25 protein-coding genes are annotated in these 25,756 nt (G+C 37.0%); 20 read left to right on the top strand and 5 right to left on the bottom strand.

Features of this window, described 5'->3' with window-relative positions; all coding sequences use genetic code 11:
* Positions 1 to 51: 51 nt before the first annotated feature.
* Positions 52 to 975, top strand: coding sequence for a C40 family peptidase (locus ACIQ7N_RS16200; RefSeq protein WP_402933862.1), 924 nt, complete (start codon positions 52 to 54; stop codon positions 973 to 975).
* Positions 976 to 1,371: 396 nt separating this feature from the next.
* On the opposite strand, the gene ACIQ7N_RS16195 is transcribed toward ACIQ7N_RS16200, so the two are convergent.
* From ACIQ7N_RS16195 to secA2, 3 genes are read right to left on the bottom strand one after another with little or no spacing between them, the layout of a single operon-like run.
* Positions 1,372 to 2,229, bottom strand: coding sequence for a hypothetical protein (locus ACIQ7N_RS16195; RefSeq protein ID WP_402933859.1), 858 nt, complete (start codon positions 2,227 to 2,229; stop codon positions 1,372 to 1,374).
* Positions 2,205 to 3,107 carry an accessory Sec system S-layer assembly protein gene (locus tag ACIQ7N_RS16190; RefSeq protein WP_402933856.1) on the bottom strand — a complete coding sequence of 301 codons (903 nt, stop codon included), beginning with the start codon at positions 3,105 to 3,107 and terminating at the stop codon, positions 2,205 to 2,207. Before ACIQ7N_RS16190 ends, ACIQ7N_RS16195 begins: the two co-directional genes overlap by 25 nt.
* Positions 3,107 to 5,470, bottom strand: a complete 2,364-nt coding sequence (gene secA2 / locus ACIQ7N_RS16185) for an accessory Sec system translocase SecA2 (RefSeq protein WP_402933853.1) — start codon at positions 5,468 to 5,470, stop codon at positions 3,107 to 3,109. The genes ACIQ7N_RS16190 and secA2 overlap by 1 nt, the downstream gene beginning before the upstream one ends.
* A gap of 225 nt (positions 5,471 to 5,695) precedes the next feature.
* Here secA2 and ACIQ7N_RS16180 point away from each other — a divergent pair, with 225 nt between their 5' ends.
* Positions 5,696 to 6,760 carry a glycosyltransferase family 4 protein gene (locus ACIQ7N_RS16180; protein ID WP_402933851.1) on the top strand — a complete coding sequence of 355 codons (1,065 nt, stop codon included), beginning with the start codon at positions 5,696 to 5,698 and terminating at the stop codon, positions 6,758 to 6,760.
* A gap of 538 nt (positions 6,761 to 7,298) precedes the next feature.
* Here ACIQ7N_RS16180 and ACIQ7N_RS16175 read toward each other — a convergent pair.
* Both ACIQ7N_RS16175 and ACIQ7N_RS16170 read right to left on the bottom strand, forming a co-directional pair.
* Positions 7,299 to 8,360 (bottom strand): LCP family protein, encoded by a 1,062-nt coding sequence (locus ACIQ7N_RS16175; protein WP_402933848.1) that lies wholly within the window; start codon positions 8,358 to 8,360, stop codon positions 7,299 to 7,301.
* Between the two features lie 136 nt (positions 8,361 to 8,496).
* Complete coding sequence (locus ACIQ7N_RS16170; RefSeq protein WP_142509136.1) at positions 8,497 to 9,132, bottom strand: YigZ family protein; 636 nt, start codon at positions 9,130 to 9,132, stop codon at positions 8,497 to 8,499.
* A gap of 156 nt (positions 9,133 to 9,288) precedes the next feature.
* Here ACIQ7N_RS16170 and ACIQ7N_RS16165 point away from each other — a divergent pair, with 156 nt between their 5' ends.
* The 18 genes from ACIQ7N_RS16165 (at position 9,289) to ACIQ7N_RS16080 (ending at position 25,733) form a co-directional block, all read left to right on the top strand.
* A complete protein-coding gene (locus ACIQ7N_RS16165; protein WP_132360512.1) occupies positions 9,289 to 10,437 on the top strand; it encodes a sensor histidine kinase in 1,149 nt (382 codons plus the stop codon).
* A gap of 35 nt (positions 10,438 to 10,472) precedes the next feature.
* Positions 10,473 to 11,147 (top strand): response regulator, encoded by a 675-nt coding sequence (locus ACIQ7N_RS16160; protein WP_132360514.1) that lies wholly within the window; start codon positions 10,473 to 10,475, stop codon positions 11,145 to 11,147.
* 478 nt (positions 11,148 to 11,625) lie between these two features.
* A complete protein-coding gene (locus ACIQ7N_RS16155; RefSeq protein ID WP_402933845.1) occupies positions 11,626 to 12,189 on the top strand; it encodes a nuclear transport factor 2 family protein in 564 nt (187 codons plus the stop codon).
* A 400-nt stretch (positions 12,190 to 12,589) separates the two neighbouring features.
* Positions 12,590 to 13,432: a DegV family protein gene (locus tag ACIQ7N_RS16150; RefSeq protein ID WP_402933842.1), complete on the top strand. Its 843-nt coding sequence runs from the start codon at positions 12,590 to 12,592 to the stop codon at positions 13,430 to 13,432.
* A gap of 228 nt (positions 13,433 to 13,660) precedes the next feature.
* Complete coding sequence (locus ACIQ7N_RS16145) at positions 13,661 to 15,028, top strand: ATP-dependent helicase ComFA (protein WP_402933839.1); 1,368 nt, start codon at positions 13,661 to 13,663, stop codon at positions 15,026 to 15,028.
* On the top strand, positions 15,025 to 15,615 hold the full coding sequence (locus ACIQ7N_RS16140) for a ComF family protein (RefSeq protein ID WP_402933836.1): 591 nt from the start codon (positions 15,025 to 15,027) through the stop codon (positions 15,613 to 15,615). Before ACIQ7N_RS16145 ends, ACIQ7N_RS16140 begins: the two co-directional genes overlap by 4 nt.
* A 299-nt stretch (positions 15,616 to 15,914) precedes the next feature.
* Positions 15,915 to 16,328 (top strand): TIGR03826 family flagellar region protein, encoded by a 414-nt coding sequence (locus tag ACIQ7N_RS16135; protein ID WP_132360524.1) that lies wholly within the window; start codon positions 15,915 to 15,917, stop codon positions 16,326 to 16,328.
* A gap of 388 nt (positions 16,329 to 16,716) precedes the next feature.
* Positions 16,717 to 16,977 carry a flagellar biosynthesis anti-sigma factor FlgM gene (flgM, locus tag ACIQ7N_RS16130; protein WP_132360526.1) on the top strand — a complete coding sequence of 87 codons (261 nt, stop codon included), beginning with the start codon at positions 16,717 to 16,719 and terminating at the stop codon, positions 16,975 to 16,977.
* A 27-nt stretch (positions 16,978 to 17,004) separates the two neighbouring features.
* Complete coding sequence (locus tag ACIQ7N_RS16125) at positions 17,005 to 17,505, top strand: flagellar protein FlgN (protein WP_402933832.1); 501 nt, start codon at positions 17,005 to 17,007, stop codon at positions 17,503 to 17,505.
* A 49-nt stretch (positions 17,506 to 17,554) separates the two neighbouring features.
* Positions 17,555 to 19,096: a flagellar hook-associated protein FlgK gene (gene flgK / locus ACIQ7N_RS16120; RefSeq protein ID WP_402933829.1), complete on the top strand. Its 1,542-nt coding sequence runs from the start codon at positions 17,555 to 17,557 to the stop codon at positions 19,094 to 19,096.
* A 29-nt stretch (positions 19,097 to 19,125) separates the two neighbouring features.
* Positions 19,126 to 20,046, top strand: a complete 921-nt coding sequence (gene flgL, locus ACIQ7N_RS16115; RefSeq protein WP_402933826.1) for a flagellar hook-associated protein FlgL — start codon at positions 19,126 to 19,128, stop codon at positions 20,044 to 20,046.
* 112 nt (positions 20,047 to 20,158) lie between these two features.
* Entirely contained in the window at positions 20,159 to 20,722 is a 564-nt protein-coding gene (locus tag ACIQ7N_RS16110; RefSeq protein WP_402933823.1) for a DUF6470 family protein, read from the top strand.
* Positions 20,723 to 20,736: 14 nt separating this feature from the next.
* Entirely contained in the window at positions 20,737 to 21,180 is a 444-nt protein-coding gene (gene fliW / locus ACIQ7N_RS16105) for a flagellar assembly protein FliW (RefSeq protein WP_402933820.1), read from the top strand.
* Entirely contained in the window at positions 21,180 to 21,398 is a 219-nt protein-coding gene (gene csrA, locus ACIQ7N_RS16100) for a carbon storage regulator CsrA (protein ID WP_402933818.1), read from the top strand. Before fliW ends, csrA begins: the two co-directional genes overlap by 1 nt.
* 180 nt (positions 21,399 to 21,578) lie before the next feature.
* Positions 21,579 to 22,391: a flagellin N-terminal helical domain-containing protein gene (locus tag ACIQ7N_RS16095; RefSeq protein ID WP_402933815.1), complete on the top strand. Its 813-nt coding sequence runs from the start codon at positions 21,579 to 21,581 to the stop codon at positions 22,389 to 22,391.
* Between the two features lie 99 nt (positions 22,392 to 22,490).
* Complete coding sequence (locus ACIQ7N_RS16090; protein WP_402933812.1) at positions 22,491 to 24,188, top strand: motility associated factor glycosyltransferase family protein; 1,698 nt, start codon at positions 22,491 to 22,493, stop codon at positions 24,186 to 24,188.
* Positions 24,189 to 24,190: 2 nt separating this feature from the next.
* Positions 24,191 to 24,532: a hypothetical protein gene (locus ACIQ7N_RS16085; RefSeq protein WP_402933809.1), complete on the top strand. Its 342-nt coding sequence runs from the start codon at positions 24,191 to 24,193 to the stop codon at positions 24,530 to 24,532.
* A gap of 1 nt (position 24,533) precedes the next feature.
* A complete protein-coding gene (locus ACIQ7N_RS16080; RefSeq protein ID WP_402933806.1) occupies positions 24,534 to 25,733 on the top strand; it encodes a 6-hydroxymethylpterin diphosphokinase MptE-like protein in 1,200 nt (399 codons plus the stop codon).
* Positions 25,734 to 25,756 lie beyond the last annotated feature (23 nt).

The following is a 25,756-nucleotide window of genomic DNA, read 5'->3' as shown; positions in this document are numbered from 1 at the left end:
GTATGATAGACACACAAGGAAATATTTTAGCACGAACGGAGGCAAAATGATATGAAAAAAGCAAAAAAATTAAGAATCCTTGCTTTAAGCACTATTGCTACTTCTTTTTTAGCATTACAGACCGCAGAGGCAGCTACTTATACCGTGCAAAAAGGAGATACTCTAACGAAAATTGCTCAAAGCAATAAAGTAACAGTACAAGACATAAAAAACTGGAACAATTTAAAGAATGATCTGATTTACGTCGCGCAAAAGCTTGAAGTTTCAAAGCAAGCTTCTAATGATGCGGTAAAACCTTCAAATCCATCAACAACTAAACCGACAACACCAAAACCAACAACACCATCAAAGCCCGCAACTGTTTCACATACAGTAGTTAAAGGCGATTCATTATCCAAAATTGCTAAGCAATATAATGTAACAATAAAGGACATTAAAGACTGGAATGGACTTACGACAGACACAATTTTCGTTGGACAAGTGTTGAAATTATCTCCAGTAGCTTCATTACCCGAAAATGACACAGTACATAATAATAACGGATCTTCAGATACAGGAACAACAACAGTAACGACAAAAGATCCTGCAGCTAATGGACAAGCTATTTATAAGAAAACAGTGGAAGTAGCGAATTCATTAGTAGGAACACCATATCTCTATGGTGGCAACACACCTGAAGGTCTAGATTGCAGTGGCCTTATTTACTACGCCTTTAATCAAGGTGGTTTAAAAATTGGAAGAGACAGTAGCGAAGGATATTTCAACGGCAATACAACACAAGTTAAAAATCCAATAGCAGGAGATTTAGTATTTTTCCAAAATACGTATAAAGATGGAATATCACATATGGGTATTTATATAGGTAACAATAAATTTATCCATGCAGGGTCAGACGGCGTTGAAATTTCGGACGTTACATACTCTTACTGGTCTACAAGATTAGTAGCTTATAAACGTTTCGACGCTATTAAATAAAGTAAAAGCGATTTTTGCAAATACGCAATAATCGCTTTTTTTCATGGAGTTAGATAAAAGAGCAGAAATGAAGGCGAACAGTTGTTGATAGAACGAGGAACATCGCTGATAGAAGAGCCAGACCCGTTGATAGAAAGCTGAACATAGCTGAGCAAGACCCGCTAATAGAAAACAAACATCGTTGATAAGAGAGCCAAACCCGCTGATAGAATGCGAAACATCGCTGATAAGAGAGCAAGAATCGCTGATAGAACGTGGAACATAGCTGAGCCAGACCCGCTGGTAGAAAACTGAACATCGCTGATAAGAGAGCCAGAATCGCTGATAGAACGCGAAACATCGCTGATAAGAGAGCCAAAATCGCTGATAGAACACGAAACATCGCTGATAAGAGAGCTAAAATCGCTGATAGAAAGCGGAACAACGCTGATAAGAGAGCGAGACCCGCTGATAGAACGTGGAACATAGCTGAGGCCAGACCCGCTGGTAGAAAACTGAACATCGCTGATAAGAGAGCGCCAGAATCGCTGATAGAACGCGAAACATCGCTGATAAGAGAGCCAAAACCGCTGATAGAAAACGAACATCGCTGATAAAAGAGCCAAAATCGCTGATAGAACGCGGAAAATCGCTGATAAGAGAGTCAAAATCGCTGATAGAAAACGAAACATCGCTGATAAGAGAGCCAAAATCGCTGATAGGACGCGGAACATCGCTGATAAAAAGAGCCAGACCCGCTGATAGAAAACTGAACATCGCTGATAAGAGAGCCAGAATCGCTGATAGAAAGCGAACCATCGCTGATAAGAGAGCCAAAATCGCTGATAGAACGCGGAACATAGCTGATAAAAGAGCAAGAATCGCTGATAGAATGTGAAACATCGCTGATAAGAGAGCAAGAATCGCTGATAGAACGAGGAACATCGCTGATAAAGGAGCAAGAATCGCTGATAGAAAGCGAAATATCGCTGATAAAAGAGTCAGACCCGCTGATAGAAAACGGAACATCGCTGATAAGAGAGCCAAAATCGCTGATAGAAAGCGGAACATCGCTGATAAGAGAGTTAAAACCGCTGATAAAAAGCTGAACATCGCTGATAAGAGAACCAGAATCGCTGATAGAAAGCGAAATATCGCTGATAAGAGAGTCAGACCCGCTGATAGAAAACGGAACATCGCTGAAACAAATAAAAAACCCTTCTTTCTAAAAAAGAAGGGTTCTCGACACTTTATTGTGTTACGCGTGCTGTCCAACGAGAAAGATCGGCATCTTTCGCGTCAACAAGCTCTGCAGGGAAGATAAATGTCCATGGCTTTGTTGAGTCCGGTTGAACAGTTAATATTGGATCCATTTTAAATGAACCTTTGGCAATTTGTTTGCCTGTTGCGTCAATAATTTCTAATGGTAATTGTTCTAAGTTAATCGCTTTATTATGTCCGTTACGAATGAAGATAGATACATTTAAATTACCGTTATCAGCTAGTTTTGCTTGTAGGCCGGTGAAGTTTACTTCTGTTTCACCTAACTTAGGTAAAGTTTTTACGATTTTTGCAAGTTCTTCTTTTTGTGCTTCAGGTAGTTGTTTCTCCCATGATGGGTCTAATTCTAATTGGTGACCGCGAAGGGAAACAAGGTTGAATGCGATTTTCCAGCCATCTTCTGGTACTTCATCGACTTTTATCGTTGATTTTTCAAATTCAAATACCCATGGACGAGCACTTTCTGCTGGAATTGTGCCAAGTGCTGAAAAGTCGAATTTTTTAGATGCTAAAAGCTCGTCATTTTTATCCATAATAAACAGCTCAATTTCACCAAGCTCAATTGCTTGAGATAATGATGAGCGGAAAAATGCACGCACTTGCCATTTTTTAGAGCGCATATCTTCTTCTATACTAATAGAAGAAAGTGATAATTGATTTGGCTTCAATGGTTCTAGCTCATTAGCAAGGAAGTTAAAGATATACTTTTGCTCTTGAGGCACATCCCAATCTGGATGGTAAGATAATTTCGTCACAACATCCTGATTATTGTTTGTATTTTCTACTTTGATGTTTTGCAGTAAATCTTTAGAGTCGATTGTATTTTCTTGCCCAAGTTTGTCTGATTTTTTAAAGAATGAGAATAAGCCCATTATTGTACCTCCATTTGTGCTTCAATCATTTTCATGAAGCCTGTAATTTCAATAATAATAGAACGACGTAATTCTTGGAAATTCCTTCCGAATAACTCAAGACCTTCACGTTGATAAATTCGCATCGGGTCTTCTTGTTGGTAATGACGTAAGCCGATTCCTTCTTTTAAATGTGACATGTTTTCTAAATGTTTTACCCAGCCATTGTCTAGGTAGCTCAGCATCACTTGTGGAATAACATTCATTACATTTTCGTTATCAGAAAATTTCTCCATATGATCGAGCAACTCTTGTTCAGAAGGTTGAATATCAGCTAGAATTTGTTTTACTTTACCTACTTCACGATCTATTGTGACAGGAGTAATAAATAGTGAATTGAGAGAGCTTTCCATTTGATCGTAATCCCATTCCACTGAAGGGAGTTCATCTGGAGCAGCTTCGCGAACAGCAAAATCAACCGTTTCACTTAGCATTTTTTTCAGCTCGCCCATTAAATCTTCACCAGCTAAAATTTTATCACGTAGACCGTAAATAACTGTACGCTGATCATTGATAACATCATCTAATTTTAGGTTGTATTCACGCATACCGTATTGAGAGCCTTCCACAATACGTTGTGTGCGGTTAATGAGTTCTTGAACCTCTTTGTTTTGGATAATGCCTTTTTCATCAACAACCAATTTTTCTAAGAATTTTTCAACCTCTTCTTTTGCATAACGGCGGAACATATCATCTTCAATAGAGAGAATGAAGCGGCTTTCGCCTATGTCACCTTGGCGACCTGAACGACCACGCAGCTGATTATCTACACGGCGGCTTTCATGCTTTTCGGTACCGATGACATATAAGCCTCCAAGTTCGTGAACTGCTTCATCTAGCACAATATCTGTACCGCGGCCGGCCATATTTGTTGCTACAGTAATACGACCTTTCTGACCAGCTTGTGAAATCAGCTCAACTTCTTGCTCAACCGTTTTAGCGTTCAGCAATTGGAATTTTAAGCCTTCTTTCTTTAAGTATTCGGCCACTGTTTCGGATTGTAGTATTGACGTTGTCCCAATTAAAACAGGTTGTCCCTTTTCGTGACGACGTTTAGCTTCAGCAGCTACGAACTTATATTTATCTTCTTGTTTTTTGAAAATAATATCAGGCTGATCGACACGTTGACGTGGACGGTTTGTTGGAATTTGAATAACTTCCATGCCGTACACTTCACGGATTTCTTTTTCTTGTGTTTTCGCCGTACCCGTCATTCCGGAAAGCTTCGGATACATACGGAAATAGTTCTGAATTGTAATCTGTGCCTGTGATTTATTTTCTTCAGTAATCGTTACGCCTTCTTTAGCTTCAATTGCTTGATGTAGGCCATCAGATAGTGAACGGCCTTCTAAAATACGACCTGTGAACATATCAACAAGCTCGATCTTGTCATCTTTTACAATGTAATCAACATCACGCTTAAACATTACGTGTGCACGCACTGCTTGGATTACGTAATGGTAAAGTGTTTGGTGTTCAAGATCATATAGATTATCAACATTGAAGGCAGCCTCAACCTTTTCAATGCCTTTATCTGTTAAAGAAGTAGCTTTTGTTTCTTCATCAAAATCGTAATCTTCTTCTTCTTTAAAACGTTTAGCTAGCATAGAGGCAATGCGATGTAGTTCATCATTCGCAGCCATTTTCCCAGCGATAATAAGTGGTGTTTTTGCCTCATCAATAAGTACACTATCGACTTCATCGATAATGGCGAAGTGATAAGGACGCTGTACTTTATCAGCCAAGCTGTGGGCCATGTTGTCGCGTAAGTAATCAAATCCGAACTCAGTACCTACACCATATGTAATATCTGCGTTATAGGCATCTTTTTTTGCATCCGGTTCCATCATCGGTATATTTAAACCAACTGTTAAACCAAGGAAACGATGGATTTGACCGACAAGCTCATAGTCACGCTTAGCTAGATAGTCATTAACAGTAATAACGTGAACACCTTTACCTTCCAATGCACGTACATAGGAAGGAAGAGAAGCGACAAGCGTTTTACCTTCACCTGTAGGCATTTCTGCAATATTGCCTTCAGTTAAAACAAGACCACCGATAAGCTGTACATCAAAATGACGCATACCTAATACACGTTTTGAGGCTTCGCGTACAACAGCAAATGCGTCTGGAATGATAGATGTAATTGGTTCACCTTGTTCTAAACGATCCTTGAAAATAAAAGTCATTTCTTTTAATTCATCATCTGACTTATTAACATATTTTTCTTCAAGACTATTAATTTGATCTACTATTTTATAGTAGCGTTTTAATTGACGAGCACTAGTTTGCTCATTGTTACGTTTAAAAATTGAGAACATGAAATTTACGCTCCTTTTAAGTTGTCTAAATGCTAGACACTACATTATTTTATCAAATTTTACGAATGATGACTACATTTGACATGCAGCATTCTTCCAACTCGAAAAAGAGGAATAATATTTGTGAAATGGTGGAAAATAAATAGAAAAAGTATATTTCGGCGTCTGTTCGTGCTATAATCAATTAGAATTTAAATGTAGATTATTTTTTTGAGGAGGAGAGACATGCTCTACGTGTCTTTAATAGCAGCATTTGTTGCTTCAATATTGTTAACTCCACTAGTTAAACGATTAGCATTCAGAATAGGTGCTGTCGATGCACCAAACTATCGAAAAGTACATGCACGAATTATGCCAAGACTTGGGGGATTGGCGATTTTCCTTGCGTTTTTAATAGCTGTGGCTATTTTCCGGCCGATATTGATATACAATGAACATGGTAGTGATTTTTTACTGGCAATTATAATTGGGGCTTGTATTATCGTAGCAACAGGTGTCATAGACGATATGCGTGAAATCTCTGCAAAAGCAAAATTAATTGGTCAGCTTGTTGCGGCACTTATTGTCATTTTTGTAGGTGGCATTCAAATTGAGATGATTAATTTACCATTTGTAGGTGAATTAAATTTTGGATTACTAAGTATCCCTTTAACAATTCTTTGGATTGTTGGTATTACAAATGCCATTAATTTAATCGATGGCTTAGATGGCCTAGCGGCAGGTGTGTCAACGATTGCCCTTATTACTTTAGCGGTTATGGCATTTATCATGAGTAATATGTTTGTTTTAGCAATCGCAGCCATTTTAGCAGCAGCAACATTTGGATTTTTATTTTACAATTTCCACCCTGCGAAAATCTTCATGGGAGATACAGGAGCCTTATTCCTTGGCTTTATGATATCAGTGCTCGCATTGCTTGGATTTAAAAATGTAACGGTCGTAACATTAATTATCCCAGTTATTATACTAGGTGTGCCGATTTCTGATACATTCTTTGCGATTGTTCGTCGCGTACGTATGAAGAAAAAATGGTCAGATCCAGATAAATCACATTTGCATCACCGTTTACTAGATATGGGCTTCACACATCGTCAAACAGTACTCATTATTTATGGGATTGCCATCATGTTTGGTTTAGCAGCCATCATTTTCTCAATGGCAAAAGTATGGGGTGCCATTTTACTCGTAGCTGTCATTTTAACTGCAATAGAAATTTTGGTTGAAGTCATCGGACTCGCGGGTAAAAACTATAAACCACTATTGAATTTTGTGCGGATATTTAATAAATAAAACATTCAAGTAACCATCCATTTTTATGGATGGTTACTTTTTTTATGAGTGGACTTGTTAGCGTCCTAGCTTGATTAGCGGCAGAATTTCGGGTTTTAGCAGCGTTCCTAGCTTGATTAGCGGCAGAATTTCGGGTTTTAGCGGCGTTCCTAGCTTGATTAGCGGAGGAAATTCGGTATTTAGCGGCGAACCTAGCTAGATTAGCGGAGGAAATTCGGGTTTTAGCGGCGTTCCTAGCTTGATTAGGGCGCAACTCGTACTTTTAGCGGCGATACCCAATATAAGCTGGACAGTTTGACAAAACTAAAGTCAACTATGAAAAACTTTGTATAGAGTTTTTTCACAATTTTTATGGACTTGACGAAAACTACTCTGGTAGGCTGAGGGAAATCCGCTTAAGTAGACCTCAGAACTGCTTGAGCAAAACCCAGGTCAATAAGTGCTCCAATCTATAATTTCCACGCTAAGCAAACATCACGAAATATCATGCCATAACAAAAAGCCTTTCCACAAATATAAAGTGGAAAGGCTTTTATAGTTACTGAGTGCTATCTTTATCTGTTGAATCTTCGCCAGTAGCGTTATCTTTTTTAGTATTTTTATTCGTTAAGCTACTAGATGCTTTATTAGTGTCAAGATGGTTCTTTAGCGTTTGTGATATTTCATCAACTGATTCTTGATTTAATTGATAGAAGTAAACACCGGTAGACATATCATCTGTACCATCTAATGTTAAAGAATCGATACGTGGCATCCCTTGTGATAAATAAGATAGGAATGACTTCATTTCGCTAAATGTCATATTTGTCTTCATGTTATCACCAAGTGCTCTAATGACATCATCGTATTTTGTAATGGATCCTACAGAAGAAACTTTATTGATGATCGCTGTTAAAATCTCTTGTTGACGTTTGCCGCGTTCAATATCACTGTCTTGCTTACGTGTTCTTGCTAGTGCAAGTGCTTGACTTCCGTTTAAATGCTGTAAACCTGGTTCTAAATTGATGGCATTGCGATCGAATTCGTCTTTTTCGTGTAATTTGTACGGTACTTCAGCTTCAATTCCACCTAATGCATCAACAACATCAATAAACGCATTAAAGTTCATACGAACATAGTAATCAATTGGCACATCTAATAGTTTTTCTACTGTATCAATTGTTGAAATTGTTCCACCATAGGCATGTGCATGAGTAATTTTATCCTTATGTTTTACAGAAGGGATATATACATATGAATCTCGAGGGATACTCAACATTTTAATTGTTTTTGTTTTATTATTTAATGTTGCTAGAATAAGAGCGTCCGAACGTGAGTGATCAGAGCCTTGCCCGCGATTTTCACTATCATCAACACCGACAAATAGTATTGAAACATTATCGTTTACTGGTTCTACCTTCTCATTACGAAGTGCAGAAATGTCTCGCCCTTTTAATTCTTCGTGTGCTGAGTCAGCTGCATGCTTTACTTGCTTCGTAATATATACACCATAAGCAGTTGCACAAATTAGTAAACTAGCAACAAGAAGAAGGGAAATTTTTATAATTAGGGAGGCTTTAGACGACCTCTTTTTGCCTTGCTTTTTAATTCTATTTTTCATTTTTAATATATTCTCCTCTGAATTTTGGGAATAATAAAGCGATTAAACACAGTAATTTTAGAATATGCGTAAAAGATAAAATAGCTCAATATTAAAATTATACTATGGATATTTAGTATTCGACAATTAAAACTATTTATTTTACAACAAATTCAATAAATTGAGCTTTCTCAAAAGTAATATTTGCTTGTCCGTTTGTCATTTCTATTACCCAGTTTTGGAACTGTTCTTCTTCCTCTTTTAATACGGATACAATAATTTCGACGCCTTCTAAATAGCGAATTTCTTCTAAAGTATATGAAGAACCTCGAATTTCATTTTCTACTTTACCTAGCCATGTGTAATCAATAGAAATGTTCATAAAATGGTGAAGCTTGCGTTCTACTACTTGAGCAGCAAGTAATCCTTCTGTTGTCGCTTTTCCATACGCACGAATAAGACCGCCACCGCCAAGCTTAATGCCACCAAAGTAGCGTGTGACGACAACGACCGTATCTTTTAACCCTTGTTTTTTTAGGACTTCTAACATAGGGACGCCAGCTGTGCCACTAGGTTCCCCATCATCGTTTGCTTTTTGAATATGATCATGTTCTCCAATAATATAGGCTGAACAATTATGTGTTGCATTATGATGCATTTTTTTTATGCGTTCAATAAAAGAAATTGCATCCTCTTCCGTTTCTGCACGTTCTATATAAGTAAGGAAACGAGATTTTGAAATAACAATTTCACTTTCTCCGTATCCTTTTACAGTTAAATAGTTTTCTCTCATCAGTATCAATCTCCTTTAAAGTAGAGTTCTATTCTATAATTTTCATAAAGAAAAAGCATTAAATTTTAACATGGGAATGCTATAATAGATGTAGACTATGTAATTGGTCTATTGAAATAGTAAGTAATCATAAGACATTAGACTGGGGAGTATACTATGTTTTCAAATGATACCTTCGATTTAAAGTCGCTTGATGACATATTTAATCGAATGTTAGAAACAATCATGAGCTCAAAAGATGATATCTTTATTATAAGCGAACAAAGCCGAAGAAGTTTCGAAGATATGAAAATAGAGCTAGAAATTGTTCGAAAACAAGTTTCAATTGTTATTGATGAAGGCGATGCTTTAGAAAAGAGTACACAGCTTGCTAAGCAAAGACTTGTGTTAGTGAGTAAAGCTTTTGATAATTATACCGAAGATCAAGTTAGAGAAGCATATGAAACCGCGCATGATTTTCAAGTGAAGCTCTCCGTTATTAGAACACAAGAAAAGCAACTACGTGATAAAAGAGATGATTTAGAGAGAAGATTAAGAGCGTTACTCGATACGATTGAACGTGCAGATCATATTGTCAATCAAGTAAATGTCGTTTTGAATTACTTAACTTCAGATTTAAGAAATGTTGGTTTAGCACTAGAACAAGCAAAAATGAAACAAGATTTTGGTATACGTATTATTGCAGCACAAGAAGAGGAACGCAAACGTCTATCTAGGGAAATTCATGATGGACCTGCTCAAATGCTGGCAAATGTACTAATGCGCACTAATTTAATAGACAGGACGTATCGTGAAAAAGGTATTGAATATGCTTTAGATGAAATTGCTGATTTAAAGAAAACGGTGCGTAATGCTTTATCTGAGGTGCGACGTATAATCTATGATTTAAGACCAATGGCACTTGATGATTTGGGGATTGTTCCGACATTAAAAAAATACTTATCGACAGTGACTGAATATAATCCTGGTGTTGAAGTTCATTTCCAATCGAGAAGCACCGAAAAGCGTATACCATCAAACTATGAAGTATCTATTTTCCGATTAGTGCAAGAATGTGTAACAAATGCCATGAAGCACGGGAAATGTAAAGATATTTGGGTAAGACTGGAGTGGTTGAAAGATGCCGTAAATATCGTTGTAAAAGACGATGGTATAGGTTTCAATCCACAGGAGGTTAAAGACCATTCTTTTGGGATTTTAGGTATGAAAGAACGTATCGAAATTTTGGATGGGACGATCTCAATTAAAAGCGAGATAAATCGAGGTACGACGGTTTTATTTAAAATTCCGTTAGAAGTAGAGTAAAACGATTGTTGGAGAATTTTAGGGGGTAAAGACAAATGACGAAGATTATTATTGTAGACGATCACCAGCTATTCCGCGAAGGAGTAAAACGTATTTTAGATTTTGAAGATACATTTGACGTAGTAGCAGAAGGTGACGATGGTACAGATGTGGTTTCTTTATATGCTGAAAATCAACCAGATGTTGTACTAATGGATATAAATATGCCAGGGAAAAATGGAGTAGAGGCAACGGCAGAATTAATTAGTGAATTCCCAGATGCGAAGGTTATTATGTTATCCATTCATGATGATGAAACATACGTAACACACGCGCTTAAATCTGGATCACTTGGCTATATGCTAAAAGAGATGGATGCTGACGAAATTGTCGAGGCCATTAAAGTAGTTGCGAATGGTGGATCTTACCTACATCCAAAAGTAACTAAAAATTTAGTAGCTGAATTCCGTCGTCTTTCTGAGCATGAAAATAAAGGTAACTTCCATCAAACAGAAATTCGCCGTCCATTCCATTTACTAACGAAACGTGAATGTGAAGTATTACAATTATTAACAGATGGACAATCTAACCGTACAATTGGTGAGACACTGTTCATTTCTGAAAAAACAGTTAAAAACCACGTTTCAAGCATTTTACAAAAAATGAATGTAAACGACCGTACACAAGCTGTTGTTACAGCCATTAAAAATGGCTGGGTTGAAGTACGCTAATAGTATATATTGAAATTAAAGCTGTTTTTAAAGGCTACTATTTTATTTAGTAGTTTTTAAAGCAGTTTTTTTACCTTATTTCAGCAAATGTTTTTGTATCGAAAGTAAAAGCGTACGCTACAGAAGCCTCCCGCCTCTAAGGTGGTGAGATGAATGCAGATTTAAGCTACTTTTCATTAGGTCGGCTTGTGTCACGGAATCAGCTTGTGCCACAAAGTAGATTCCTGACGCAATTATGCCGAGGCATAGTTGATGGCGAAATCGTACCGTTGTCGACCTACACCTATTGGAAAAGAAACTCACGTTATTCAAATACCGTATAAAGGTGTAAAAATTTATACATAGTGATTACATAGATAGTGCAACATTTTAAAACCATGGGCGTCATAAGGAAGATGTAACGCCTAAATGTTGAAAATGCACAACAAAATTCCTACAACGGAATTTATATGCTACAATATGCGCGGGAGGTTTTTTGATGTTAAAGAAAAGTTTTCTAGCAGTTTTTACCTTATTAATGTTAACTACATTAGTGTTAACTGCCTGTGGTAATAAAAAAGATGATGAAATGAGTGCAGAAGAAAGACAAAAAATCATTGATGATGGAACTGTCGGATTTGAAAAGAATGGTGGGCAAATAACAAAGGCAGAAAATATCCCTGCTGAAGAAAACAAAGCGATATTAGCAGCTTTTAATGAATATATTGCAGCTCTCAATTCAAAAGAAATTGATCGTTATATGCAAACACTCTCAAAGAATCCAAAAGGTTTCAATTATGAAGGAGAAAAAAACTACATTACAGATGTATTTAAACAGTCAGACGTTAAACGAGATGCGAAAAATACAACGATTATAAAATATAGCGAAAATGAAGCACAGGTCTATTCCAATATAACATCGCATTTTGTACAAACTGCAACAAATGTAAAGCATGAAAGTGCAGGACAACAAGTTACAGTATTCGTCAAAGAAGATGGACTCTGGAAAGTCACTAGCGTCTTCTATACTGGAGATGAAACGAAATCAACTACTGGCAAATAAAATGAGGATATCTTCATTCGGGCTCATCACTAGAGTTAAGGTTGGGTGATTTTCTGAAATTAGCGTCAAGAGTAAGCTAGATAGAGAAACGAAGGCAAAAAGCATCGCGCCCAACGACTCATTGGACTTGCCTAGCTGGAACGGAGATCGCCCCCAATTTATGGTGATGTGCCTTTACTTACTTAATAGAAAGATTTATTAAACGAAGATAAATCTGTATATATAGAAAATGAATGTGAAATGGACGCTAAGTTATCAATTTAGCAGATGTCTAAAATGTTGAAAGAGTGAAGAGGACTGACCACTATTCGACATTCAGACGAGATTACGCAATGTCGTAATTCATTTCACATTCATTTCTTTTTATTGTAAACTATGTAGAATAGGAGAGTGGACATGGATGAGGACAGCAATCGTAACAGATAGTACTGCATATATTCCGGCTGAGGAACGAGAACGCTTAAACATTCATATGATTCCGTTAAGTGTAAATATCTCAGGGCAACTATTTGCAGAAGAAGTAGATATCACAGCATCTGAATTTTATGATAAAGTACGTGGGGCAAAGGAATTCCCAAAAACGACGCAGCCCCCAATTGGAGAATTTGCCTCTCTTTTTGAGGAGCTGGCAAAAGAGTATGATGAAGTAATATCTATTCATTTATCAAGTGGAATCAGTGGAACATATCAAGGTGCAATTCAAGCAGGCGAGATGGTGGAAGACATTGATGTATACGCTTTTGATAGTGAAATATCCTGTGCGGTACAGGGATTTTACGCTCTAAGAGCAGCTGGAATGGCGGCTAAAGGTTTTTCTGCAAAAGAAATTCTCGCTACATTGGCGGACATGAAGCAATCGATTCGTGCTTACTTCATTGTAGATGACTTAGCGCATTTACAACGCGGGGGACGTTTGTCTTCAGCAGCGGCATTAATTGGCGGCTTATTACAAGTAAAGCCAGTACTGCATTTTGTGGACAAGGTTATTGTACCTTTTGAAAAAATTCGTACGCGTAAAAAAGCATTAAAGCGTGCGGAGGAGCTACTAGCTGAGGATGTTCAAAAGTATGAAGCACTAGACGCTGTCGTAATCCACGGCAATTGCCAGGCTGAAGCAGAAGAATGGCTAGCACAATTAGCAGCAACCTACCCGAGCGTTAACTTTAAATTAAGCTATTTCGGTCCTGTCATTGGCACACACTTAGGTGAAGGCTCAATGGGGCTCGGCTGGACAAAAAAATAATAGTAAATGTGACAGCCTCTACAACAAATTTGTAGAGGCTGTTTTTTTATTTTGGGGCATATCCGTATAGCTGGGGAAGCGGGGAATCACGGCTAAAAGTGCCAGAATCGCCGGTAGACCTGTGAATATCGCGGCTAAAAGTGCCAGAATCGCCGGTAAACCTATGAATATCGCCGCTAAACCTACTAGAATTGCTGATAAAAACACCCACATGAAAGGAGCAAAGCAATGAAATACAAAGGTTGGTTATTGCCACCTGAATTACGAGATTTTCATGAAGGACGTATTTGGTTAAAGGAGCATACCCCATTTTCAAAGAAAGATATCGAGAAATCTATTAATCACAAGTATTTCAATATAATAGAAGGGATTCAAAAAGAGCCACATCTAAAATGCAATCGTTGCCATAATGATGATCCACAGCAATTTACAACGTTCGATTGTTCAAAGTGCCAACAGCCATGTGTATATTGTAGACATTGTCTAAAAATGGGCAGAGTGAGTAACTGTACGCAATTGATGATTTGGACTGGCCCTCGTGCCATTCGAACAAGAAAGCATTCACTCAAATGGGCGGGGCAATTTACAGTACTTCAACAGCAAGCGGCAAACGAAATGCTAGAAAGTGTTAAAGCAAAACGTTCTCATCTCTTGCATGCAGTATGTGGGGCGGGAAAAACAGAACTGCTTTTTCCAACTGTACAGTATGCGTTAGAGCAGTGCTTACGGGTATGTATCGCTACGCCTCGTACAGATGTAGTGCTAGAGTTATATCCACGTTTTCAAACAGTTTTCCCGCAAACAATAATCCATGCACTATATGGTGGATCACCAAAGCAGGAGAGCTATGCACAGCTTGTGTTGGCTACAACTCATCAGCTTTATCGTTTTGAACGAGCGTTTGACGTTATGATTGTTGATGAAGCTGATGCGTTTCCCTATACATTTGATGAAACCTTACAAAGCGCTGTACAAAAGGCTAAATCGGAAAACGGACCAATATTGTTGGTCACAGCAACACCTTCACATAAATTACTGACTCAGTATCAAAATAAAAGCTATTCATTCATCCCAAAGCGCTATCATAACCGTCCATTACCGGTCCCTCGATTTCATTCTCTATGGAACTATGAAAAAAGCTTAAAACGGGGGAAAATCCCGCGAAAGCTAAAACGATGGACAGAGGAACGCCTTGCACGAAAAGAGCCTTTTCTATTATTTTTCCCGAAAGTAGAGTTAATGAAAATAGCTACGCCTCTTTTTCAGTTATTAGATGGAAGCATCATGGCGGTGCATGCGGAAGACCCTGATCGTAAAGAAAAAGTGCTTAAACTACGCCATGAAGAAGTTCCAGGTTTACTGACAACGACCATATTAGAAAGAGGAATTACGATAAAGAATGTACAGGTTGCAGTTATTGGGGCAGAGTCAACCATTTTCTCCTCAAGTGCACTTATACAAATCGCTGGGCGGGTTGGGCGAAATGCTGATTTTTCGGATGGAGACGTCGTATTTTTTCATCATGGCATTACGATTGAAATGGATGATGCGCGTACTAAAATTCTTTATTATAATAAGAAAGGATTTTCACAATGAATAAAATTGAAACACTGTGCTTATTATGCTCACAGCCTTTGCCATCTGCAATTTCATGGGAAATACTTTTAACTAAACAATTTCAATCAACCATCTGTGATCGATGCTCGGCTCGCTTTGAATATTCCTCAACAGCAGCAGCACTTTACCACTATAACGATGCGATGAAAGATTATTTGCATCACTATAAATTTCTGCAGGATGTCGCACTTGCTAAAGTATTTCGGCAGGAGCTACAAGCACGATTCAAACATGAAAAAGCAACCATTATACCGATTCCAATGCATCCCGCTAAACAAAGGGAGCGTACCTTTTCGCATACGGAAGAGTTATTAAAAGCTGCTACTATTCCTTTTATACAACTTTTAGAAAAGACAACGGCAGAAACACAAAGCTCCAAAAATAGAGAGCAACGCATCCAAGCAGCTCCCCTTTTTCGTCTAATGACTGGAGCATTTGTAGAGCATAAAGAATATCTTCTTTTTGACGATATAAAAACGACAGGAACCACTTTGCAGCATGCCACCGAGATTTTAATGAATGCGGGTGCTAGAAATGTCAAAAGCTTCACACTAATTAATGGATGAAAATGCTAATGCATTGTGTATAATAGATTACGAGTAAATAAGATTCGTATCTAGCAGTTATTATATTCATTCAGAAAAGATCCCCACTTATGAAAGTAGGGAGATGAATGCGGATGTGATCACTTTTCAGTGGGTTCCCAGACACCTACTGAATGAAAATAAAGCCTCCGGCGGATGTCATGAATTTTGAATTGTGCGGGCACAATTCAAAATCCGGACGCATTGTGTATCTGTAGCGAAAGCAAAGCGTCAGCTACAATTACGCCTAGGCGAAATTGATTTAAGAGGAGGAAGAGTAGATGGCAGAGGTTCGTAATTGTCCGAAATGTAATGAGTTTTTTAATTATACAGGGGTCAGAGAAGTATGTCATAAGTGTGCGCAATCTGAAGAGGACTTATATCAAATCGTTTACCGCTTTTTACGTAAACGTGAAAACCGTGCTGCGACAGTAGAACGTATTGTTGAAGCAACTGGAGCTGAAGAGGAGTTATTGTATAAGTGGGTACGTAAGGGGCGCTTACAAACTGCGATGTTCCCTAATCTTGGCTATCCATGTGATAACTGTGGTCACCTAACGACAACAGGCAAGCTTTGTACAAAATGTCAGGATGAATTGAAGGCGGATTTACGTACATTTGAAGCGGCGAAGGAATTCCGTGACAGTGTGGCAGAACGTGATCGTGTAACATATCACGCAGAACGAAAACGTTAACTTCTTTCAGCGAGTGTCCAAGCACCTGTACCTGTCGCTACGCTTTCGGTACAAAAGGCATCCGCAATCAGTCTAAGAACGCCACGTCCTGTGGCAATTTATCTGCGCAAGCGAAGCGACAGCAGCAACGACTGAGTGACCAATGGAATAAGAAGGAGTTTAATTTAGTATGTTAGCCTAAAATCATCGTATCCTTGCGATAACAGCTATCTAACCTGTATCACGCAGACCTAAGCACGGACGCAATTATGCCGAGACATAATTGCTAGATCCAAAGTGTGTTAATTTTAAACAAAATTAGCACACTTTTTTATATTTGAAAACTTAACATTATGTGAGACAATCCGAAATAATAGGAAGATAAGCTTTTTAGATAGGGGGGTATTAAATGAAAATTACATCTTATGGGATTAATGCAGTAAACGCCTATAAAAATCAGGTGCGCAATGTAAAATCAAGTACGAACAAAGCATCCTTCGCAGATAAAATCGAAATTTCAAAGACTGCACAGGAGATGCAAGGAGTTTCAACATACAGCACAGAGCGTGCAGAACGCGTACAACAACTAAAAAAAGATATCGCTTCTGGTGAATACAAAGTAGACGCTCGCAAAGTTGCAGAAGATATGCTGAAATATTATCGTTTCTAAGGAATATCAGAAAGGGTGCTTAGCAAAATGTCTACAGAAGCGATCTGTTCAACATTAACAAAGCTAGAAAGAATGCATAAAAGCTTACTAGAACTAGCCATTAAAAAAACTGAAATCATTACAGCTGGGAATATCGAAGCACTGGACCAAATGCTCAAGGATGAGCAGGCGCATGTAGCGGCCATCGATAAGCTCGAGCAACAGCGTCAGAAACAGGTAACGGACTACCTTGAAGCAAAAGGACTTGCTTCAACTGACAAAGCAACTGTCGCTGATGTCATCGAGGCTGCTGAACAACAAACTGAAAAAGACATGCTCTCAGCAGTACGCAATCGATTATTGCAAATTATCAACGACTTAAAAAACCAAAATGATTTAAATCAAAAACTAGTGTTCCAATCATTACAATTTGTCAACTTTACATTGGACGCTTTACAACCTCGTCCTGAACAAATTAACTATTCTGGCAATGAGGTTCGTGGCACAAATACAGTGGCAAAAAAATCATATTTCGATTCTCAAGCATAGTTTTTAAGAAATCAATTGCTGAAAAACGGTTACTAAGGGAGGAAAAAGAATGCGCTCAACATTTATGGGCTTAGAAGCGAGTAAACGTGGTTTATTTACACAACAGACAGCTTTATACACAACAGGACATAATATTTCCAATGCAAATACATTAGGTTACACTCGCCAACGAGCAAATATGCAAGCAACTCCTGGTTTTCCAAGTCCAGGCTTAAATCAGCCTGTCTATCCTGGACATCTTGGAACAGGGGTAGAAGTAAGCTCGATCCAACGCATGCGCGATCAATTTACTGATCGACAATATCGTCAAGAAACGAATAATTTGGGTTATTGGGATTCAACAGCAAAATCGATTTCGCAGATGGAAGATATCATGTCAGAGCCTTCAGAGTTTGGTATTAACCAATCATTCACAGACTTTTGGAAGTCTATGGAGGATGTTATTGACAATCCAAAAGATACAGCTGCACGTCAGGTATTAATTTCAAAAGGAATCGCAATTGCTGAGTCCTTTAAGTATATGGATGGACAGCTAAAACAGATCCAAGGTAATATCGGGAATGAAATTAATGTTTCGACGGATAAAGTGAATTCAATTTTAAAACAAATTGCAGCCCTGAATAAACAAATTCAAGAAGCTGAACCGAGTGGTTATGTGCCAAATGATTTATATGATGCACGTGATGTATTAGTAGATCAGTTAAATGAATATATTCCTGTAACGGTTTCATTGCAAAAATCAGGTGGTTTAGCAAAAGATGTTGCTGAAGGTTCAATGACGATTACATATGTATCAGCAGATGGTACTCCTATTAAATTAGTGGATGGTAGACAATACGCTGCACTTGCAACGATGGACACAAACAATCAGCGCATTGATGGTGATGTAGATGATCAAGCGACAGGGAGCTATGCTAACTTTAAGGAAATTAAAATTTCTGCTATTGGCGAGCCACCAGGAGATCCAGCGAATGGAATTGCAATTGATTACAAGCAAATGGACCCTGGTAAAGGTACATTACGTGCATTGATTGATGCGTATGGACATAGCGGTGGACAAGGCACTTATCCAGAAATGCTTGCTAATTTAGATAAACTAGCAAACGAATTTATAACAAAATTTAATGAAGTTCATAGTAAAGGTTTTGGTTTAGATGATACTACAGGTCAGAACTTTTTCTCTGGGACGACTGCACGTGATTTTAAGGTAGTGATTACCGATCCGAAGCAAGTAGCTGTATCTGATACGGCGGGTGAGGAAGGTAATAACGGAAACATGCGTAAGTTAGCGGCGCTACAATCGCAGGCTCAAGATAACTTAAAGAAAGGTACTTTCCAAAACTATTATAAATCATTAGTAGGGGACTTAGCGGTTAAGGGACAGGAAGCTGAACGTAGTGCATTCAACTCTGAAACAAGGCATTTGGAAATCTTTAAGCGTCGTAGTTCTATGAACTCAGTTTCCTTAGATGAAGAGATGACGAATATGATCACATTCCAGCAAGCATACAATGCCAATGCACGTATGATTACAGTGGTAGATGAAACATTAGATAAAATCATCAACGGTATGGGAAGAGTAGGGCTATAATAGCCACTTAACTGAGAGGAGATAAATTTATGCGCGTTACACAATCAATGCTATCGAGTAATATGCTACGCAATTTAAATACAAGCTATAGTAAAATGTCTAAATATCAAAATATGTTGGACTCAGGAAGTGTAATTACTAGACCATCCGATGATCCAGTTGTAGCAGTAAAGGGAATGGGCTATCGTATAGATCTTGATAAAAACCAACAATACCAACGAAATCTACGTGAAGCAAATACATGGCTAGATACAACAGACGAAGCGCTTGATCAAGTAGGCGGAGCATTAAAACGTGTAAAGGAGCTTATTGTACAGGCTGCTAACGATACAAATACTACTGATGATCGTCAAAAGATCAATGCAGAAATGCGACAAATTAAGGAACAATTGCGTGATATTGCCAATACAAAAGTGGGCGAAAACTATATCTTTTCTGGCACGCATACAAACCAACCTCTTTATATTGATGAAACAGGTCCGCAAAACCCAGCGATTACTACTGGGGGAAATAAGCCGATTGAAATTAACGTTTTTGATGGTATCTCGATGAATATTAATACTCAAGGTGCTGATTTATTTGAGAATATTGATGGTTTTATGACGCACGTAACAACACTTTTAGAAAGTGGCGCAACAGGTCCGGAGATTGGCAATGCACTCGGTTTAGAAGTCACAAATGGCGCTAATAAAATTCCTGGTTTAGATGGTATTTATGAAAATACATTGGCTGTAAGAGCAGATGTCGGCGCTCGTCAAAATCGTGTAGAGATGATGGAAAATAGACTAAGTCTTCAAGAAATTAATGTAACAAAACAACTATCTAAAAATGAAGACACAGACTATGCGAAGACGATTACAGATATGGTTACACAGGAATCTATTCACCAAGCCGCTCTATCGGTAGGAGCAAAAATCATTCAGCAAACGTTAGTAGATTTTATCCGATAAAATCTACTAGGGTTCTGCCCCGAAAGCGAAGCATTTGGGGCCAAACTTTATAATGAATAACAGAGCGTTTGGACATTATGTTCAGGCGCTTTTCTTGAAAGGAGAATAGTAAATGCGACTTCCACAAATTCAAATTCAAACAACCGATGCAAAAATAGAACTTGAAATTAGCAAGCCTCAACAATCTATTGAACAGCCGAGAGCTACTCAAACAATTGAACAACCAGCAGCTATTCTGGAGATTCATACAACTAGAGGCGTTTTACAAATCGACTCTTCTCAAGCTAGACGAGATATAGGGATGATTGGTCCTTTGGAATCAAGTGCAAACTATGCTGAAGAAGGTAAACAAGGAGCACTTCAGGGAATGGCACGTAGAGCAAGCGAAGGACGTCAATTAATGGAGAATGCAGGTAAAGGACAAGGACGTGCGATAATTCAAAATATCGCAAAACAGAATCATGGTCCTCATCGTACTCCGTTTAATATTAAATTTGTCCCATCTGTAGGTTCTGTGAAGATTGACTATACACCAGGTACTACAGACATCAATATTGAGAAAAGAGAACCGATAATTGACGCAAAGGTGAACAAACCTATTCACGACTACACACCTGGTAAAGTATCTAGTACAATGGTACAAAGACCAGATGTTAACATCGACGTGATTATTTAAAGGAGCGCATGAGTATGAAAATAGCTACTAAATTTTTAGGTGAAATCGAAATTAAAGAACAAGATATTCTAACATTTGAGCAAGGCTTATTAGGTTTGGAAGACTACAAAAAATTTGTGTTACTACCTATAGATGCAAACCTACCATTAGTATTACTTCAATCAGTTGATCAAATGGAAATTGGTTTTGTCATAGCGTATCCATTTGCCTTCAAAAAAGATTATAGCTTTGATATTAGTGAAGATGATCGTGAGCAACTACAAATTGAAAAAGAAGAGAATGTTCTTACATACACTATTGTTACGATGAAGGAAACATTGCAGGATTCTACTATTAATATGCTAGCACCTATCATTATTAACATGGATAAAAAACTAGGTAAACAAATTGTTCTCCAAGATAATAAGTCCTATCCGTTACGCTACCCAATGCAATCATTGGAAGGAAGTGCGAAATAATGCTAGTCCTTTCACGTAAAAAAGATGAATCTATTATGATAGGTGACCAAATTGAAATTAAAATATTAGCAGTGGATGGCGAACAAATTAAAATTGGTATTGTTGCACCAAAAACAGTAAAAGTACATCGCTACGAGGTTTTTGAAGCTATCCAGGCACAAAATAAGGAAGCTTTATCAGCATCATCAAGCTTCTTAGAACAGCTAACGAAAAAATAAAAAATTTAAACAAGTAATTTATTACATAAAAAATAAAAAAAATTTTAAAAAACTATTAAACATTTCCAACTAATAACGATATATAGATTGTAAGGGGCAGGAAGTACATACATACTACCTAATCCGATATTCCACACGGATGTGGAATAACAAAAACAAACATTCAAGGAGGAATTCCAAATGAGAATTCAACACAACATTTCAGCTTTAAACACACACCGTAACCTTTCTTTCAACAACACTGAAGCTTCTAAAAACCTTGAGAAGTTATCTTCAGGTTACAAAATCAACCGTGCTGGCGATGACGCTGCAGGTTTAGCTATCTCTGAAAAAATGCGTGGACAAATCCGTGGTCTTGACATGGCGACTAAAAACGCTCAAGATTCAGTATCTTTAATCCAAACTGCTGAGGGTGCTCTTAACGAAACACACGCTATCCTACAACGTATGCGTGAATTAGCAGTACAATCTGCGAACGATACAAACGTTTCTACAGATCGTGATGCACTTCAAAAAGAAGTAGATGCATTAACTTCTGAGATTACTCGTATTTCAACTGATACAGAGTTCAATACTCAAAAATTATTAAACAGTAGCTTTAAAGGGAAAGTATTCCATATCGGTGCGAACAAAGGCCAAAATATTACATTAACTATTAAAGATATGGGTGCTAAAGGTATTGGTGTAAGTGGAGTTAAGATTGATAAACAATCTGTAGCTAACGGTGCTATCTCGACTATCAACAAAGCTTTAGAAACAGTATCTACACAACGTTCTGCTCTTGGTGCAGTACAAAACCGTTTAGAGCATACAATCAACAACTTAGGTGCTACTTCTGAGAACTTAACAGCTGCTGAATCACGTATTCGTGATACAGATATGGCTAAAGAGATGATGGGCTTCACTAAGAACAATATCTTAATGCAAGCTGCTCAATCTATGTTAGCTCAAGCTAATCAACAACCTCAAGGTGTACTACAATTATTACGATAAGACTTAAATTCTTTAGAAGGCTCTCTCCGAATATTGAGAGAGCCTTCTTTATTTTTTTCAAAGAATGCCGATATACAAAATGAGGTGATAGATATATATATGGAATTACTAAATATTAAAAGTATATCTGCAAAAGACGGCAATGAAACGTTCGAAGTGAATGGTTATTTATTGCATAGTAAATATAATCCTAATCGAGAAGCGGAAAGTTTGATAAAGAAAGAGATTAATAAAAATTACGTAAATGTTATTTTTGGATTTGGAGGAGGATACCTTGCTGATGCACTAGTAAAAGAAGAAATAAGTAATGACAAAATATTATTTATTGAACCTATCACTACTTTTGAAAGATTTGATACTAAACAATATGATATTGTTTTTGGGGATAATTTAGATACAATACAAGAAGCAATTGAAGGAAAGCTCCGTTTTTTTAGTAGAAAGATTAATGTAATTTGCGCACCTAACTATGATAAAATTTTCCATTCTTTATATGTGAATGTTTTGAAAAAGGTAAAAGACATCCAGAATTTAAATATTGTTTACAATAATACAATTAGGGATTTAAGTGTTACATGGCAGGAAAATAGTATTCGTAATATGCTGCCAACATATATTAATGGATCTTTAAATGTATTAGAGAAATATTACAATTGCCCAGTAATAGTGGCATCTGGAGGACCGTCATTAACTAAACAATTAAATTTGCTGAAGGAAATTAGAAAAAATGTTATATTAATTGCGGCTGGTTCAACTGTAAATACTTTGATAACACATAATATTGAACCTGATTATATCATAACAGTTGATGGGTCTGAAATAAATTATGATTCTCACTTTAAAGATTTAAAAGTTAAGTCTGCTGAGCTAATGTATGCTTCAACTAGTCATTATAAAATACAACAAAATTTTAAAAATAGACAATATGCTTTTTTAGATACTAGGGAAAATAAGTATAAAGAGCATGTGAATAAGACAATGGGAATTGACTTGCCCAATATTTTAGGAGGCGGCTCGGTAGCAAATTTTGCATTAAGTATTGCTCGTTATCTATCTACAGGACCAATAGCCTTAATAGGACAGGATTTAGCTTATACTGAAGGCAAAACTCATGCAGAGGGAAATAAAAATTTAAAAGACGCTAATACAACGTTTCTAACTAATCAAGGAGCATTTGAAATAGAAGGATACTATGGTGAAAAAGTAATGACAGACTATTCATTATTTTCTATGAAAGAAAGTTTTGAGGAAATAATGCGGCAGATAGAAGACCCTAATACAATTTTTAATTGTACAGAGGGTGGATTGAAGATAATGAATATACAGCAAAAATCCTTTGAACATTTCTGTCATCAATTTGTAAATCGAAATAGTGAAGTAAAATTATATAATGTAAACGAGAACAAAAAAGATTTGGCAAAATATATAAGTACTGTTAGAGAAGAGATAAGAATTTATAAAAATATTATTTTAGAGTTAAAGTTGGCTCAACAGGCTTTAGAAAAAAATACTTTATCTACAGAATTTGCTCCTAGTATTTTAAAAACGTTAGATGATGTAGATATTAAGGTAGCAAAACTAATGAAAAAAGTAGTTATGGAGCGTATTAATGATCCTATTACGTTAGATGTTATGACTAATTATGAGGCTCAAGGAGAAGAAACTCCAGAACAAAAATACCAACGTGTTTATGAACAAAATAAAGAGTTATATGACAGACTAAGCAAGGCTACCGAACAATCTATTCAGTATACACTAGATGCAATTAGAGAAGCGGAAGAGCTTAAGGGGGAGTAAAAATGGAGATTAATGAACTTTTCGAAAGTTATAATGACTATGTTAAGAAGATACCAGGTGGGGCTATATATATTGCTAACTACTTACGTGAGGACAAACTAAATGATGCTTTAATAGCGATTAAAGCTTTTTCAGAAGGTGTACTTTGGCTTTCGCAAGCATGTGACCTATTAGTAAAAAACGGTGCTGAAGTAGCATTAAATATTGAGCAAATTCAAGAGTTTTTAATAGAGGTAAACGATGGTTTAGAAAAGCAAGATTACGTATTAGTTGCCGATATGTTTGAATATGAAATCGCTCCTTTTTTTGAAGAAGTAATTCGCGCAAAAGGAACGGTACAATAAATTGCAATGGCTAGTAGAACGAGCGAAAAATGAAGAACCTACATTACAGTTAAATGGGGTCTTTATCTATAGCAAGTACCGACCAAAAGAAGATGCCTTACGCTGGATAAATGCCGAGATTAATGCAGAGGCAAAAAGTTACTTATTAATTGGTTTGGGTTTAGGATATCATTTAAAGGAACTTATTAGCCAAAGTAAAAATAAACCCGTGACGGTATATTATTTTGATAAACATGAATATGAATTGTTTTTAGCTCATAATAGTGATCATTGGTGGAAAAAGGAAAATGTACATATAGTTCATGATTTAAGTCAAAAAGAACTTCATGATAATGTTCAGATTTTACTTCCAAATGTCTGGATTAAAGGGATTGGTCAAAGTCATCCCTTATTTTCAATCTTAGAAGTGATAAAAATAAACCAACTTTCTCTTAAAAGAGATTCAAGTAAAATGGAAGAAAATTTTTACTACAATACTATTTTAGATGACGACATCATTCAAGTAAAAAAACAGAGTAGAATCGGTTGTTTAGTTGCAGCGGGACCATCGCTGAACGATACAATACTATGGTTAAAGAAGTATCAACATCAAGTGGATATTTATGTTGTAGGGGCGGCATTAAAAAAATTATTGGCAAATGGAATTATACCAAAAGGTGCGATTTTATCTGATGCTAATGATGAGACTATACTCCAGTTTCAAGATTTAAATTTTGAAGGTGAGTTGTATTATTTATGTACTGCAAACTATAAAAGCGTAGCTCTACATTGTAGTAAACGCTATATACTTTTCCAGCAAGGATATAAATTAGCTGAGGAAGAGGCTGAAAAGCGAAATGCACCGCTAATTGAAACAGGGGGATCTGTAGGAACCACAGCCTTTAGCTTACTTGAGTATTTAGGATACGATACTGTAGTTTTATTTGGTCAAGATTTGGGATTCCCGGGTAGTCAAACGCATGCAACAGATTCTACATCAGGGAGAAATGCTTCTAATGATACTTTTTTAAGAAGTATAAAAGGAAATGATGGAAGCAATATTCATACAACGGCGATGCTTCAAGTGTTTTGGTATTGGTATAATCAAAAAATGGAAAAAACAAAAGTAAAAGTATTTAACACGGCTATAAAAGGAGCCAAAATCAAGAAGGTTCCTTTGATAAGTGAAGAGAAATTTGCAGAATTAATAGCAAAAAAATGAATAATTATTTAGAAGAAGAGGGA

The sequence above is a fragment of the Lysinibacillus sp. NPDC095746 genome (assembly GCF_044763535.1).
Classification (GTDB): domain Bacteria; phylum Bacillota; class Bacilli; order Bacillales_A; family Planococcaceae; genus Lysinibacillus.
This window is presented reverse-complemented; position numbering and strand designations above follow the sequence as displayed.